This is a genomic window from Bacillus sp. FJAT-49736 (genome assembly GCF_018343615.1).
In the GTDB taxonomy this organism is placed as follows: Bacteria; Bacillota; Bacilli; order Bacillales; family Bacillaceae_C; genus Margalitia.
The window spans coordinates 867,479-882,498 of the sequence record NZ_JAGYPI010000002.1; the positions used below are offsets into that span (position 1 = coordinate 867,479).

Sequence of the window (15,020 nt, forward strand, 5' to 3'; positions counted from 1 at the left end):
CGACTACCAGAGGTTGGCAGTTTACTCGTTGAACATATTTATCTTTCACTCATTTCTATTGTAATTGCTATTGTGATTGCGGTTCCGCTTGGAATTTTCTTAACTCGCCAAAAGAAGATAGCGGATATAGTCATTGGTATTACCGCAGCACTGCAAACCATTCCCAGCCTTGCATTACTTGTTTTCTTAGTTCCTTTTATCGGAACAGGAAAACCGCCTGCTATTATCGCACTAACCATCTATGGATTATTGCCCATCCTTCGTAATACATATTTAGGTATTATGAATGTGAACAGTAGTACGGTGGAAGCTGGTATCGGAATGGGAATGACAAGCAGGCAGGTTCTTTGGAAAATTGAGCTCCCTCTCGCGCTAAATGTAATCATGGGAGGTATTCGCACTGCGGCTGTTATGGTCGTTGGAGTAGCAACAATTGCAGGTTTAATAGGTGCTGGAGGTCTAGGAGATTTAATTTTCCGTGGCTTACAAACGTATAACTCCGGACTCATTATTGCTGGAGCACTACCTTCTGCTTTGATTGCAATTTTATTTGACTTAATCCTAAAACGGTTTGAAAACGCGGCGAAACCTGGCAGTAAAAAGAAATTTTCAAAAGCCAAAAGATGGGTTACCGTAGGAATCACCGCAGCCGTACTTATTTCCGGAATTTCGGTAGGAATTGTGAAAGCAGTCAATAATAAAAATGCTATTACTATAACAGGGAAAAATTTTACCGAACAAGAGATTTTAGTTAATATCTATAAAGAATTAATCGAAGATCGAACCAACCTGAAAGTTAATAAACAATCCTTTATAAGCGGATCAGCAGCTGTTTTTCAAGGCTTAAAAAAGGGTGACTATGATATTAGTGTTGAGTATACCGGTACAGGATTAATGAATTATTTAAAAGAAGACATCGGTACTACAGATCCTGAAAAGGTATATCAATATGTTAAAAAACGTTTCCAGAAGAAATACAATCTAATCTGGTTAGATCCAATTGGATTTAATAATACCTACTCTTTAACCATCCGAAAAGAGGATGCAAAAAAGTGGAATATCAAGACCATTTCCGATTTAAAAGAAAAGGCACCACAGCTGACACTCGCTTCTGAACCAGAGTTCCTTGAACGTGACGATGGATACCCCGGCTTGAAAAAAGCTTACGGAATCCAATTCGGAAAAACACAGGCTATGGATTCAGGAATTATTTACAGTGCTGCTAAAAACCATAAAGCAGATGTTATCGATGCCTATACGACGGACGGACGAATTCCTGCCTTTCATTTGCAGGTGCTTGAAGATGATCAGCATGTTTTTCCACCATATAATGCCGTCCCTGTAGTGAGAGGCGAGGTGCTAAAAAAACATCCAGAGCTAAAAAAGGTGTTAAACTTACTCGCAGGAAAAATCACTGATAAAAAAATGCAGGAATTAAATGCCGAAGTCGATATTCATAAGAAAACATATAAAGATGTCGCCCATCAGTTTTTAGTAGAAGAGGGATTAATAGAAAATTAATAGAATGATAGATCAGTGTGATAGCACGCTGATCTTTTTTATATTTTCAGCAGATTATCTAATACTAGTGCAATCAATGCAACCATAAAAAATGCGCCAGCTATTATGTGCCTTCCAGTTGCATATAAAGCTGCTGAAGCTAATCCAAAAACGATTAATTTTAGCATAATATTTAATGGAGCATTTACTGGAATTTTCGCCTTAGGTGCAAGAAATAACCCCCAAACATAGGCAACAAAAAGTGGGGTTCCAATTCCTAAAAGAAGCTTCATCGCAATTCCTTTTCCCACGTGAAACCCCCAATAACTGTATGCAGCTAATGCCGCCAGCTCGATGAGAAAAAGAATAGTCAAAAACAAATATGCAAACATACAAGAAGCCTCCTTTTATAAATTAGTTACACCGAGTTCCCGTTCCATTTTCCGAATATAGCCATCGATTTGATTGGCAGGTTCAATTACTGAATTTCCATGACATACTTCTAATCGCTTCGGCTGCAGGTCCCCTATAATCTTGCCGCTTGTTACTGCTTCTTTCATATCTGGTGTAAACATGGCCATTGGTTTTTGCAGTAGACCCTTTTTGGAGGTAAATAAATCTCCAGCTAGTAAAACTTGATCCTGCTCGTGATAATATACAACATGACCAGGTGAGTGACCAGGCGTATGATATGGACGTAATCCCGCAATCCTTTGGAGATTACCCTGATCATCTGTCGGTAATGTTCTTGCTATGCCCTTTGCCACAAACTGTGATGGTTTTTTCCTTCCAGGGTACGGAAACTCCCCTTCCATATATGGAATTTCGATTTGATGTGCGTATACAGGGACATTTTTTTCTTTTAAAATTGATTTTAATGCACCTACATGATCGGAATGACCGTGTGTTAATAAAATATTTTGAAGTGGCCCGCGTTGAATCTCCTGGATATATTTTTGGATTCCTTTTGCCATCGGAGATATACCTGCATCTACCAATGTAACCCCTTGTTCATCCGTTACTAGCCAGACATGAATAGGAATGAACATCCACGTTTTCAAGCTCCAAATATGCTCCGAAATTTGTTCGATTTTCACTTTTTACAGCCCCTTTTGTTTTAATTTCTCTTTAAAGCCTAAAAGCAGAATGGCAACCGCTTCATCAAAAGTAGGAATTAATCTTTCCATTAAAGTATCAAGAGTTTCATGGGGGTAAGAATAAGTTGCAACTATTCCTTGGATGTTAAAAAAGAAAATACGTGCAAAGGCTAACAGCTGCTCACCCTCGTCAATGGAAAGGCATTTTCGAATTACCTGCTTAATGATATTAAATAACTCCAACCGCAGCTTATTGATTTCTGAATTCGGTTCTTCCACATCCACTCTGGAGGATTGTGCTGTAATAAAAATGGTATACATACTCCGATTAAGGAGACAAAAATAGATAAATTCCCTGCTAATTTCCTTCAACTGCTGCTCAAAGCTTATGGATGAATCAGCTGAAATATATTCCATTTTATTCCTCAAATCCTCTAATACAGGCATGGAAAGTCTATGGAGCAAAGCTTCCTTATCCTTAAAATAAATATAGATGGTGGTATGGGAACATCCAGCTTCTTTCGCAATTTCCCGCATTGTCACATGGTCATAACCCCTTTTCGCAAACAATTTACCTGCTGCAAGCAAGATACTCTTCTTTGTCTCTTCCGCTCGTTGTTCCTGTTTACTCATGCTCTTCTCCTAACTACTTGAATTTTATATTATAACCATTGGTTACTAACCGTTGGTTATAATATAACCGATGGTTAGTTTATTGTCAAAATATTTTTGCCTATTATCAAAAAATCATTATAGAACGGGAATCATATTATTTTTCATTTTTGCCCAGCATGTATATCATAATAAAAGAAAAGCGATTCTATCTGAAAGAAGGAAATCACAATGACAGAACTTACTCCTTTTCAAAGAGATATAAAAAATCATTGGAATGTAACTTATAATCAAAATGGCTACCCCCATGTACAGCAAGGATGGGTATTACATCCGGAAAGGCAAAAGGAATTCGATCCATTTATTTTAATGGCGGAGGACTGGTTTAAGCGTGGGACCTTCTCTGATCACCCGCATCGTGGATTTCAAACCATTACGTATGTTGTGGATGGACGTTTGGAGCATATTGATAATCATGGCGGGCATTCTATTTTGGAGGCCGGTGATGTTCAATATATGAATGCAGGCTGGGCTGCAAGACATGCTGAAGAAGCAGTTGATGATGACCTTATACATACATTGCAATTATGGTTGAACTTACCTAAATCATTAAAAACAACCAAAACATCCTATCAAAATATTTATGTGGAGGATGCCCCTGTGGTTTCCTTTGACAAAGGAAGAATACGGGTGTATTCAGGTGAAATTGCAGGTGTGAAGGGACCAATGGAAAGTGTAGTTCCTATTACAATGGCGGAAATAAGCTTCTCTGCCGGCGGATTTTACACTCATGTATTACCGGAGAATCACAATGCCTTTCTCTATGTGCTTTCAGGTGAGCTAGAATTTGGCCAAAGTAAAACAGCTTTACGGAAAACAAATGCAGCTACCCTAACATGCAATGAAAATGGAACTGGCAGCAGCGAACTGATTATTAAGGCAAATACACGCTCAAAGGTTCTTATATATTCCGGAGTTCCTATCAAAGAAGAAGTGGTAGCGTACGGCCCATTCGTCATGAATTCAATGGAAGAAATTCAACAAGCTTTTCGCGACTATCATGATGGTAAGTTTGGCCAGCCAGCAGTTTAATTGATTTATTACAATAGTTGATATACTATTATAAGCAGATTACAATTTGTAACTAACATCTTAGGAGGGAATTGAATTTGAAAATAGTAGCATTAGTTGGAAGTAACCGTAAAGAATCTTATAATAAGAAGCTTGCAGTCTATATGCAAGAACGATATAAGGGGAAACTGGACATTGAAATATTACCAATCGAGCAACTTCCAATGTACAATCAGGATGATGAACTTAACCCTGCCGACATTGTAAAAGATATCAAAGGAAAAGTTCTTGAAAGTGATGGTATCCTTATCGTAACACCTGAGTACAACCATTCTATTCCAGCCGTTTTAAAAAATGCAATTGATTGGTTCTCACGCGTGGAAAGAGTAATGGTTCATAAACCTGTAATGATTGCTGGCGGCTCAGGAGGAGTACTAGGTACTGTTCGAGCTCAAATGCATCTTCGTCAAATCATGAACTCACCTGGTGTTTCCGCCTTAACATTACCAGGTAACGAAGTATTTATCGGTGCAATCCAAAGTAAGTTAGATGAAACTGGAAAGCTTGTTGATGAAGCGACTATTCAATTTTTAGATAAAGTAGTGGAAAACTTCATCGATTGGATTAAGCAAACAAAACGATATTAATTTGAAGAGATCAAACCACTTGGTTTGATCTTTTTTATCGTATTCACAAATACTTTGAATTGCTGTCAAACTCTGTCACATTATGTAATATAACTGTAACCCCCCTGTGAAGACGCGGTTATATAAAAACTTGTATAGTGGATATAGCAAATAAACATCAGGAGGTACAACAACATGGTGAAAAAAATCTTCTCGACTGTAGTAATTGCATCTGCGCTTATCTTTGGATTCACAGCAAAAGGTCACAACGCTGAAGCTGCGTATTACAACACAAAGGCGATTTCTGTTGCCAAAAGTAATCTTGGTGTTCCTTACCGCTACGGAGGCATTAGTCCTGCAGGATTCGATTGTTCTGGTCTTGTAAAATATTCTTACGGCAAAGCTGGAGTAGCATTGCCTAGAACAGCTGGAGATATGTTCTCTAAAGGTACACGTGCTAAAACATTAAAAGCAGGAGACTTAGTTTTCTTCGCTCAAAATAAAGCTTCGAAACCATCTCATGTCGGTATCTATCTCGGCAGCGGAAAATTTATTAATGCTTCTTCTTCTAAGGGAGTATCTATTACTACTCTTAGCAATCCTTATTGGAAGCCTCGTTATGTTGGAGCAAAGCATATATAATAATATAAATTTAGCTTCGGTGCAGACCGAAGCTTTTTTGTTTGATATTCTTCTGAGTTAAGTAAGGCGAGCTGAATTTACAGATCGATTTACTTTACTTTGGTTTCTTATTCGTGCTTTGTTATGAAAACATGCTTCCATTTTGCTCGACACATGTACAACTCTTTTTCATGTCTGTTTTTTTGCACAGAACTATTTTTGGGGCGTACCTATTCCTTTCTTCGGTAACCTACTTTCGACTTCTAATCCTTTGGTGAGAATCGTCCCTCTCTTTGGTGACCCTTTTTCCACCTCAAACCCTTTGACGGGAACTTATCCCTCTCTTTGGTGACCCTTTTTCCACTCCAAATCCTTCGACGGGAACCTATCCCTCTCTTTGGTGACCCTTTTTCCACCTCAAACCCTTTGACGGGAACCTATCCCTCTCTTTGGTGACCCTTTTTCCACTTCAAACCCTTTAACGGGAACCTATCTCCCTCTTTGGTGACCCTTTTCCCTCTTCAACCCCTTTAACGGGAACCTATCCCTCTCTTTGGTGACCCTTTTTCCACCTCAAACCCTTTGACGGGAACCTATCCCTCTCTTTGGTGACCCTTTTTCCACTCCAAATCCTTCGACGGGAACCTATCCCTCTCTTTGGTGACCCTTTTCCCACCTCAAACCCTTTGACGGGAACCTATCCCTCTCTTTGGTGACCCTTTTTCCACTTCAAACCCTTTAACGGGAACCTATCCCTCTCTTTGGTGACCCATTCTCGACTTCTAATCCTTGGTGAGAACTTATCCCTTTCTATCTACTCTCATCAAAATACAAAAGGTAGCAACTGTAAAAATCCATGGGAGCTAGGCAAAATAGGACCTCATTTTTTTACATTTACAACGGTACTCTCACCAAGTACAGTAATTTTCCATTTGCCAGGTGTATCAAATATCAGATCACCGGTAAAATGAGTAATTGTATTTCCCGTTACGTTATAAAATGAAGCATCTTGATAATATGGAAAGCTTAGAATATGACTTTCATCTGTTATTAAGGCAGCTTTTACTATAATCTTTGACTCTTTTCGCTCTCCTTTAACCTCTAATATAACATCCGAATTTAATCCTACTTTTACATCATCTTCCGTTAAATAGAACTCGGCGTTTTTGGTTGCTATATAAGGTGCTTTTACATTTACTACAATCGAACCGTATGGCTTTCCGTCGATAGATATATTCATTTTCCATAATCCTTTTTTGGGAAATGGCTTAAAGCTTGTCAATGTACTTGCATCTGCTCCATAGATAGGGCCTTGAAGCTCCGTTTCGTTTACAACAAATTTTTCACCTGTTCCCTCATGTATAGCTGTTGCCTTTAAAGTTTTGTTTGCCAATTTATCATAATCTCCCCAAACATACCAAAACATTTTGGAACCTGCCCGTGGGTCCTTTGCGATAAATTCAGTATCTAGAAATCCGATTTTCCCTTTGATTCCTCGCACTCGATTTTTATACACTAAGGAACCATCGCGATCCAATAAATCAAATGTAGGACTTACTTTCCATTGTTCTGTTTGGAGTGGCTTCGTTGTATGAGTTGGTTTAGTCGGATTTTGAGACATGAATAATAAGACAGGGATGAACACGATGAAACACATCGCAATAGCAATGGCTAGCTTTTTAAAAAGACCGCTATAATCGAGAATTCTTGTATTCTCTCTAGAAGCAAGACGCAATTGATGGAGGATTTCTTTTTGTTTGACTGGCCCTAATTTCTGCTTTGGCATGGATCGTAAAAGGGATAATTTGTACTCTTCCTCCTTATTGAATTCCATAATCCCGTTCCTCCTTCCATTCCTTTGATTGTATTTGGAGCTTTTTTAGTGCCCGATGTAATGTTACATTCACTTTATTCTTCGTCCAGCCTAATACTTCAGCTGTTTCCAATACCGATAAATCCATAATTCCTCTTAATATCAGAACTTCTCGGTCCTTCCTTTTCATTTCGTTTATTGCTTTGTATATTTGTTGAATTTCTTCTTTTTGGATTAAATACTCTTCTAGATGGAGTTGATTAGATGGGATGAGTGGTAAAATGTTTTCCGGCAGGTATAATAACCTCTTTTTTCTGCGGTGGTGATCAATGGCAACTCTGCGGGCAATGGAGACTAGCCATGTTTTCGGATCCGCCTTGCCTTCAAAATGTTGAATACCTTTTAACGCTTTTAAAAAACACTCCTGTACCAGGTCTTCCACATCGGTGCTTTGCGTGTAATATACCAAGAAATGATAAATATAGGAATTGTATTTTTGAAATAAATCTTCTATTATCCGTTCCTTATCCACTGAAGGTCCTCCTCTCTAAAAATGCTATTTATAATTAGACGGCCGTTATCAATGGAAATTACATTTTTATAATAACTTTTTCAAAAGCCGGAAAATCAAGATGCCCCCTATAAAATAGAGAGCGTTAATAGGCAATTTAAACACAGACGAACAGTAATGGAGTAATGGCCATAGGTTGAGCTTGTGGACTCTTGTTTCGCTATCTATGACAAAATGGTGGTTTTCCTTCCTTTGTGTCTGTCTACCCTCTTTTTCCCCTTCTGCGGGTACGTTCCATACTCTTACCCAAAAAAGAGCACCCTGTGCTAGAGCGCTCCTCAATACATTATTTCTTCCGCTGATACAACCCTGTCATAAACGATAAGAACACATGTGTTCCTGCCTTAACAGTAGGCTGAACAACACCGTCCCTCATCGGATCCAAGCAAACAATATCCATTGCACCTACTTTTGGATGCAGTCCCGCAGAATAGACTGCATCAAATAACTCATCCGTCCTCATTCCCCCTGGAGTGGAGGCTGGAACGCCAGGGGCATAGGCGATATCCAACACATCCATATCAACAGTGAGATAAATGCGGTCTACCTTTCCTGCTAATGTTTGCAATGCTTGCTCAACCGTTTCCTTCACCCCAACTTGCCGCGCCTTCTTTAATGTAACGTAGTTCACACCGTATTCCTTAGCACATTCTACTAAGGATGGTGCATTAAAGAAGCCGTGTAGTCCTATATTAAATACATTTTCCCCTTTGATCGTTCCGCTTTCAATCAAGTTGCGAATCGGTGTCCCGTTCGTTGGTCCATGATCCTTTAAATCACGCAAATCAAAATGAGTATCCAGCTGTAGAATTCCGATTTCTTGATTCGGGAATGTTTCCTTCCATCCTTTCACGAGCATGGCCGTAATGGAATGATCTCCGCCAATGCTGACAGGAATGGAGCCTGAAAATTCCTTTGTAAGTCCATGAAAAGCATCTTTAATATTTTGATGGCTCAATAGAATATCTGTAAAATGCATTTTCACATCGCCGATATCGACTACGGACAAATCCCTTAAATCCACTTCCTCATCCAGATTGTACGTATTAAACCCCTTCCAAGCACGTCTAAAACTCTCCGGAAATTCCGATGCTCCCGATGCACTTATAGATGAACGGGAGATGGGTACTCCCATCATCACTACGTCCCATTGCTTATTCCCAGCTACTTCGTTCAAATGGTGAATAGATTGAATCCATTCATTGACCTTTAAATCCTGTCCCCAATCCGTTTTTTTCCAAGAAAAAGCTGGGGTCTCAATCGGTAAATTGCTAATTTTATTTAACATAGCCGACCACTCTCTACGACAATTTTTCCAGACTTAATAACGGTGTCTGTATGATTCATTCCATAATGATATTGCAGCTGCATATAATTCGGTACGTTCATAATGACAACATCCGCCTTCTTGCCAACCTCTAAGCTGCCGATTTCATTTGCACGGTTGATAGCATGTGCAGCATTAATTGTTGTTGCCGTAATAGCCTCTGCTGGTGTCATTCCCATTTTCATGCACGCGAGATTCATAATGAATGGCAATGACGTAGTTGGAGATGAACCAGGATTACAATCGGTTGATAATGCAACTGGAACACCTTCATCAATCATTCTTCGGCCACGTGCAGAATCGGCCATTAAAAAGAAAGCTGTACCAGGAAGTAAAACTCCAATAACTCCTTCTTCCGCCATCCTTTTAATTCCTCTGTCAGATGCCCTTAATAAGTGATCTGCAGAAATCGCGCCAACCTCAGCAGCTAATTCCGCTCCCTCATATGGCTCTATTTCATCCGCATGAATTTTTGGAATAAGTCCGTGGTTTTTACCAGCTTCCAGAATCAAACGGCTTTGTTCCGGAGTAAACACGCCTCTTTCACAAAAAACATCATTGAATTCAGCTAATTTTCCCTCAGCTACCGCAGGAATCATTTCTTCTATGACTATTCTCACAAACTCATCCGGATTTTCTTTATATTCTCCAGGAACTGCATGAGCTCCCATAAAAGTTCGGACAACATCTATTACATGTGCATCATCTAAACATTTAGCCACTTCCAGCTGTTTTTTTTCAGTCTCCCAGTCTAAGCCATAACCGCTCTTGGCTTCCACAGTTGTGACACCATGCTTCAAAAAGGAATCCAAGCGCTTTATGCTTTCAGAAAATAGCTCCTCTGGTGAAGCGGAACGAGTCCTCGATGTAGTGGCATGAATACCACCACCATTATTCATGATTTCCATATATGTTGCACCATTCAGCCTCATGTTAAACTCGTTTTCACGGCTTCCCGCATATACAAGATGTGTGTGGGGGTCCACAAGACCTGGCATCACAATTTTTCCGCTTGCATCGATTACCTTCGCATCCAAGACACGGCTTGAATACTTCTCCATCAATTCTTCCGTCGTCCCAACAGCCTGAATCTTACCGTCCTCTAACCAAATAGCTCCGTCATGAAGTATATGAAGCTCATTCATTGCTTCCCTTGTTAAAGGCTTTTCCGATCCGCCTTTTACCGTAATTAATTCATTCGCATGTTGAATAAAAATTGGTTTTTCTGACATAGTGGCACCTCCGCAAAAAATTATTTCGAACGTAGCATCGGAATATGAATTCCTTTTTCTTCCGCTGTTTTAATTGCTAAATCATAGCCAGCATCCACGTGTCGAACAACGCCCATTCCAGGATCCGTTGTTAACACACGCTCAAGACGTTTTTCCGCTTCCTTTGTACCATCTGCCACGATAACCATTCCTGCATGAAGCGAATAACCCATACCAACTCCGCCGCCATGATGAACGGATACCCAGCTTGCGCCGCCAACCGCATTAATCATCGCGTTCAAAATTGGCCAATCTGCCACTGCATCACTGCCATCCTTCATTCCTTCTGTTTCACGGTTCGGTGATGCAACAGAACCGGAATCTAAATGGTCACGACCGATTACGATTGGTGCTTTTAACTCGCCGCTTGCCACCATATCATTGATAATTTTTCCGAATCGGGCACGTTCTCCATAGCCCAACCAGCAAATACGTGCCGGAAGCCCTTGAAATTGAATTTTTTCACGTGCCATTTTAATCCAGTTGCACAAATGAGTGTTGTAGCTGAATTCACGAAGAATCACTTCATCTGTTTTATAAATATCCTCAGGATCTCCAGATAAAGCTACCCAACGGAAAGGACCTTTTCCTTCACAGAATTGCGGACGAATATAAGCAGGAACGAACCCAGGGAAATTAAAGGCATTCTCTACACCCTCATCCTTTGCAACCTGTCGAATATTGTTTCCGTAATCAAACGTAACGGCGCCTTTCTCCTGCATTACTAACATCGCCTTCACATGCTCTGCCATGCTAGCTTTAGACTTCTTCACATATTCTGTGGGATTTTCTGCACGCAAGACGTCAGCCGCTTCAAGGGTGTAGCCTACTGGAACATAGCCATTCAATGGATCATGTGCAGATGTTTGATCGGTTAATACATCGGGAATGAAGCCAATTTCAATCATTTTCGGTAAAATTTCCGCTGCATTGCCCAATAATCCAATAGACAATGCTTTGCCTGCTGCTTTCGCTTCTTTTGCAAGACGAATAGCCTCTTCTAAGGAGCTAGTCTTTGTATCTAAATATCTTGTTTCAATTCGGCGGTCAATTCTTGTTTCATCCACCTCTATGGCAATACATACACCCTCTGCCATCGTTACTGCAAGCGGCTGTGCTCCACCCATACCACCAAGACCTGCTGTAACTGTAATGGTTTGCTTTAAGGATCCGCCGAAATGCTGTCTTCCCGCTTCTGCAAATGTTTCATATGTTCCTTGGACAATCCCTTGGCTGCCAATGTAAATCCAACTTCCTGCCGTCATCTGTCCGTACATCATTAACCCTTTTTTATCAAGCTCATGGAATGTGTCCCAATTTGCCCATGCCGGTACAAGGTTAGAGTTGGCAATTAATACCCGCGGTGCATCCGTGTGTGTTTTGAAGACGGCTACAGGCTTACCTGATTGAACTAGTAAGGTTTCATCGGATTCCAGCTCATGCAAGGTTTTCACAATAGCATCATAGCAATCCCAATTGCGGGCAGCCTTCCCGATACCTCCATAAACAACTAAATCCTCTGGACGTTCCGCTACATCCTTATTTAAATTGTTCATCAACATACGTAATGCTGCTTCTTGAATCCAGCCTTTTGCGTGTAGTTCAGTGCCAGTGTAGTTCACAATTTCACGATTTGTATCCGTTTTCATTTTATTCCCTCCTGGTGAAATTACACTCATGATTTCAATTGAGTGCTTATTTCTTTTATTATATAAAGGAAATATTCAGGAAAGTTATAAAATAATGTTTGACTTTTTATACTGATTTGTTATTTCGCCAATCTTTTTATAATAAAACCATGTATTTTTTATATTTATTATATATTTTTATACTAATTCAATATCTTTGTCGATATTGCTTCGGTGTTTTTCCAACCATTTTTTTAAACACTCGAGAAAAATAATGCTGATTATGAAAGCCTGTAAGTATGGAAATTTCTTTTATAGCAAGTTCTGTTTCCTCTAATAATTTTTTAGCTTCCCTCATACGCAATAGTGTAAGTCGTTCTCGGAATGTCTTACCTGTTTTTTTGACAAACAAATAGCTGATATAGGTTGGATTCCTTCCCACAAAATCTGCCACATTCCGTAAATCAAGATGAGCTTTCCAGTAATTAAGCTCCATATAATGGATACATTTATCCATTAGCTCCATATGCTGATTTCTAGTACTATCAAATACCGAATCTACCAACTCAGATGTAAAAATAAGCAGTTTTTGTACGATTCGATAGATTAAAGGGTCATATAGAATCGTATCAAAGATTCCCAGGTATTCTAGTTCAAATTTGTTCAGGTCTATATTGGCCGATTTCATATACCTTCGGATTTGTGCAAGAATACTAGTTAAGCGAATTCTTAGTAATCCTGGATCCGGATAAGGATTGGAAAAGTTCAAAAATTCTCTTGTTAAAAATTCGGAAATTCCCTCTTTATCCCCTTCATTTAAAAAGCTAATCCACTGTCTTTGCTCGTCAGGAGTTAGAAATGGATCAATGAAATCCCATTCTAATGGTTTCACAAAATGCAATACCTGCTGATACCCTACAAAAAAGGTAACCTCCGCCATCCTTCTAGTTCGAATATATTTATCATGAATCGTAAGCTGATTATCCTTTTCATCATTTATAATGATGCATATTGGCTCCTTCTCCTCAAGCTCCCAATCATGTAAAAAACGTTTGCCCGTTTCCTCCCAATCCGCGTCCCGTGTCTTTTTGAATAAACAAATAAACATATCACTCAGCGGAAAAATAATAGGAGGAGCTGGAAACATATATTCCTTTATAAACCGGTTTAATTCCGGCAGATAGGAGGCTTTCTCTGGTTGAAAGGCGATAAATACATAGGGATTTGCGTTCTTGCTTTCCTCCATAAATAACTCTTCATATACTACCTCTTGTCTAGCATCGAGATTGGAAGGAAAGAGAGTATTTTGTTGTTTTCGAAGGTGCTTACGGATAATCGAATTTATTTGTTTTAAAAGCTCTTGTGGAGAAAAAGGTTTAATTAATAAGCTTTTTGCTCCTAGATCAATAGCCTTTTTCGCTGATTCATAGGTTGCCTCCATTGTTAAACAAACTAAATTAGGCTCCATAATATTCAATAACCTTTCAATGGATTCCATGTTGCCAATATTCATATCATATATAAAAATATCCGGTTGCTCCTTCTCCAACATCAGCAGAGTATCATCCAAATGGACTGCTACCAAAACATCAGCATTGGAAATCGAAGATGTAATAAGCCATTGAATACCTTTTGCTTCAAATTCATCACGATCCGCAATTAAGATTTTGATCATCTGGTTCACCTTCTTTCATTCCGCTTTTAACATGATTATCGCAAAGACAAGATGCAAGGTAAAGAATTGCTAGATAGGACTAGTATTCTTTTAATGAATATTTGGAAGAGTAATAGAAATCTATCAGGACTTTAGAACTGATTTATTAAATAACACTATTTATATGAAAATTGCCCCTATTCTATTAAAATAAATAGATATAAAATTAATCCAAAGGTACAACTAGGGAAACCTAGTGTCACAAAGCTATCGGGGCTAAAGGGTGTATCCCCACGCCAGCCAGCTGCCCTTAACAAAAGGAGGATATCAGAATTGAACACAAAATGGATTTCAAAAGTAGCAACAGGAACATTTGCGATTGCACTTATGCTTGGCTCTACTACTTTAGCTAGTGCAAAAGAAAAACCAGTGGCAGGCAATAGTGAAAAGCATCAAAACGAAAATCAAAATGACTCACAAAAGGGTAATCAGGAAAAAGATAAGCAAGAAAAAGATAAGCGCGGAAAAGACAATCAAGGGAAAGATAAGCAGGAAAAGGGTAAGGGTAAGCAATCAAAAGAAAAACATTCAAAAGGCGAATCTTCCAAAAAGAAAGCTGCAAAAGCTAAAAAGATGGTTAAATCTAAAATTGGAAAATCTATCGAAAAACGAATTAATTCGTCAGAAACAAGCATTAATAAGATAACGAAATCAATCAATTCATTCTTTGGAGTATCCGGTGATACTGATACCGAAAAAGTATTAAGTAAAAATTCTGCTTCCAATAAATATAGAAGCTACTCCGGAAAACTAAAATCGGAAATAAATAAATTGAAGGCAATAGATAAATTGCTAGCAAACTATAAGAAAAAGAAAAATATTTCTACTCAAGAAATAGATACACTTCAGGCAAAAATTAAGGAACTTCAACAATTGGCAGCCGATGAAATCAAGCGATTAAAGTCATTAACAGATCAAGCTGCATCCAATAAAACGGGCGATGCATCTGGCAGTGATAAAGGAACAACTACTGTAGATCCTACACAGCCATCTAATCCGGATGTTCCGACAGCACCAACGGATCCAGCTTCTCCAACAGATCCATCAGGAGAGTCTGCTCAATAATAGACATGACGTGGAAAAGGTCAGCTTTTTGCTGGCTTTTTTTACTTGCCTTCCTTGGCTATTAAATTAGATTTATTCATTCTTTTCAGCTCCATCAAAGCAAT

General features: G+C 39.1%; 14 protein-coding genes and 1 riboswitch. Of the genes, 5 read left to right on the plus strand and 9 right to left on the minus strand.

Features of this window, described 5'->3' with window-relative positions:
- Positions 1 to 72: 72 nt before the first annotated feature.
- The gene (locus KHA87_RS22445) at positions 73 to 1,521 is read left to right on the plus strand and encodes a glycine betaine ABC transporter substrate-binding protein (protein WP_349305590.1); all 1,449 of its coding nucleotides are present in this window, start codon (positions 73 to 75) and stop codon (positions 1,519 to 1,521) included.
- 38 nt (positions 1,522 to 1,559) lie between these two features.
- On the opposite strand, the gene KHA87_RS15685 is transcribed toward KHA87_RS22445, so the two are convergent.
- The 3 genes from KHA87_RS15685 to KHA87_RS15695 are packed head-to-tail and all read right to left on the minus strand — an operon-like array spanning position 1,560 to position 3,230.
- The gene (locus KHA87_RS15685) at positions 1,560 to 1,892 is read right to left on the minus strand and encodes a YrdB family protein (protein WP_213095078.1); all 333 of its coding nucleotides are present in this window, start codon (positions 1,890 to 1,892) and stop codon (positions 1,560 to 1,562) included.
- Between the two features lie 15 nt (positions 1,893 to 1,907).
- Positions 1,908 to 2,597: an MBL fold metallo-hydrolase gene (locus KHA87_RS15690; RefSeq protein WP_213095079.1), complete on the minus strand. Its 690-nt coding sequence runs from the start codon at positions 2,595 to 2,597 to the stop codon at positions 1,908 to 1,910.
- A gap of 3 nt (positions 2,598 to 2,600) precedes the next feature.
- The gene (locus tag KHA87_RS15695) at positions 2,601 to 3,230 is read right to left on the minus strand and encodes a TetR/AcrR family transcriptional regulator (protein WP_213095080.1); all 630 of its coding nucleotides are present in this window, start codon (positions 3,228 to 3,230) and stop codon (positions 2,601 to 2,603) included.
- A 210-nt stretch (positions 3,231 to 3,440) separates the two neighbouring features.
- Between KHA87_RS15695 and KHA87_RS15700 the strand changes: the two genes are divergently transcribed.
- The 3 genes from KHA87_RS15700 to KHA87_RS15710 all read left to right on the plus strand — a co-directional run bounded on the left by KHA87_RS15700 (position 3,441) and on the right by KHA87_RS15710 (position 5,548).
- The gene (locus KHA87_RS15700; protein ID WP_213095081.1) at positions 3,441 to 4,301 is read left to right on the plus strand and encodes a pirin family protein; all 861 of its coding nucleotides are present in this window, start codon (positions 3,441 to 3,443) and stop codon (positions 4,299 to 4,301) included.
- Positions 4,302 to 4,378: 77 nt separating this feature from the next.
- A complete protein-coding gene (locus tag KHA87_RS15705; protein WP_213095082.1) occupies positions 4,379 to 4,927 on the plus strand; it encodes an NADPH-dependent FMN reductase in 549 nt (182 codons plus the stop codon).
- 174 nt (positions 4,928 to 5,101) lie between these two features.
- On the plus strand, positions 5,102 to 5,548 hold the full coding sequence (locus tag KHA87_RS15710; protein ID WP_249310419.1) for a C40 family peptidase: 447 nt from the start codon (positions 5,102 to 5,104) through the stop codon (positions 5,546 to 5,548).
- Between the two features lie 859 nt (positions 5,549 to 6,407).
- On the opposite strand, the gene KHA87_RS15715 is transcribed toward KHA87_RS15710, so the two are convergent.
- From KHA87_RS15715 to KHA87_RS15740, 6 genes are all read right to left on the minus strand, one after another.
- On the minus strand, positions 6,408 to 7,361 hold the full coding sequence (locus tag KHA87_RS15715; RefSeq protein WP_213095083.1) for a hypothetical protein: 954 nt from the start codon (positions 7,359 to 7,361) through the stop codon (positions 6,408 to 6,410).
- Entirely contained in the window at positions 7,348 to 7,872 is a 525-nt protein-coding gene (locus KHA87_RS15720) for an RNA polymerase sigma factor (protein WP_213095084.1), read from the minus strand. Before KHA87_RS15720 ends, KHA87_RS15715 begins: the two co-directional genes overlap by 14 nt.
- Positions 7,873 to 8,197: 325 nt before the next feature.
- Positions 8,198 to 9,199 carry an agmatinase family protein gene (locus KHA87_RS15725; RefSeq protein WP_213095085.1) on the minus strand — a complete coding sequence of 334 codons (1,002 nt, stop codon included), beginning with the start codon at positions 9,197 to 9,199 and terminating at the stop codon, positions 8,198 to 8,200.
- Positions 9,193 to 10,470 (minus strand): imidazolonepropionase, encoded by a 1,278-nt coding sequence (gene hutI / locus KHA87_RS15730; RefSeq protein ID WP_213095086.1) that lies wholly within the window; start codon positions 10,468 to 10,470, stop codon positions 9,193 to 9,195. The genes KHA87_RS15725 and hutI overlap by 7 nt, the downstream gene beginning before the upstream one ends.
- A 20-nt stretch (positions 10,471 to 10,490) precedes the next feature.
- Positions 10,491 to 12,158 carry a urocanate hydratase gene (gene hutU / locus KHA87_RS15735; RefSeq protein ID WP_213095087.1) on the minus strand — a complete coding sequence of 556 codons (1,668 nt, stop codon included), beginning with the start codon at positions 12,156 to 12,158 and terminating at the stop codon, positions 10,491 to 10,493.
- A 187-nt stretch (positions 12,159 to 12,345) separates the two neighbouring features.
- Positions 12,346 to 13,812, minus strand: coding sequence for a helix-turn-helix domain-containing protein (locus tag KHA87_RS15740; protein ID WP_213095088.1), 1,467 nt, complete (start codon positions 13,810 to 13,812; stop codon positions 12,346 to 12,348).
- Between the two features lie 205 nt (positions 13,813 to 14,017).
- Positions 14,018 to 14,103, plus strand: a riboswitch (cyclic di-GMP riboswitch).
- Positions 14,104 to 14,124: 21 nt separating this feature from the next.
- Between KHA87_RS15740 and KHA87_RS15745 the strand changes: the two genes are divergently transcribed.
- Positions 14,125 to 14,916 (plus strand): hypothetical protein, encoded by a 792-nt coding sequence (locus tag KHA87_RS15745; RefSeq protein ID WP_213095089.1) that lies wholly within the window; start codon positions 14,125 to 14,127, stop codon positions 14,914 to 14,916.
- Positions 14,917 to 15,020: the final 104 nt, after the last annotated feature.

Bases quoted from the DNA above. Each gene is read 5' to 3' on its own strand.
- KHA87_RS15685 (WP_213095078.1), bottom strand. From the start codon at position 1,892: ATGTTTGCATATTTGTTTTTGACTATTCTTTTTCTCATCGAGCTGGCG.
- KHA87_RS15695 (WP_213095080.1), bottom strand. From the start codon at position 3,230: ATGAGTAAACAGGAACAACGAGCGGAAGAGACAAAGAAGAGTATCTTG.
- KHA87_RS15700 (WP_213095081.1), top strand. From the start codon at position 3,441: ATGACAGAACTTACTCCTTTTCAAAGAGATATAAAAAATCATTGGAAT.
- KHA87_RS15710 (WP_249310419.1), top strand. From the start codon at position 5,102: ATGGTGAAAAAAATCTTCTCGACTGTAGTAATTGCATCTGCGCTTATC.
- KHA87_RS15715 (WP_213095083.1), bottom strand. From the start codon at position 7,361: ATGGAATTCAATAAGGAGGAAGAGTACAAATTATCCCTTTTACGATCC.
- KHA87_RS15725 (WP_213095085.1), bottom strand. From the start codon at position 9,199: ATGTTAAATAAAATTAGCAATTTACCGATTGAGACCCCAGCTTTTTCT.
- hutI (WP_213095086.1), bottom strand. From the start codon at position 10,470: ATGTCAGAAAAACCAATTTTTATTCAACATGCGAATGAATTAATTACG.
- hutU (WP_213095087.1), bottom strand. From the start codon at position 12,158: ATGAAAACGGATACAAATCGTGAAATTGTGAACTACACTGGCACTGAA.
- KHA87_RS15740 (WP_213095088.1), bottom strand. From the start codon at position 13,812: ATGATCAAAATCTTAATTGCGGATCGTGATGAATTTGAAGCAAAAGGT.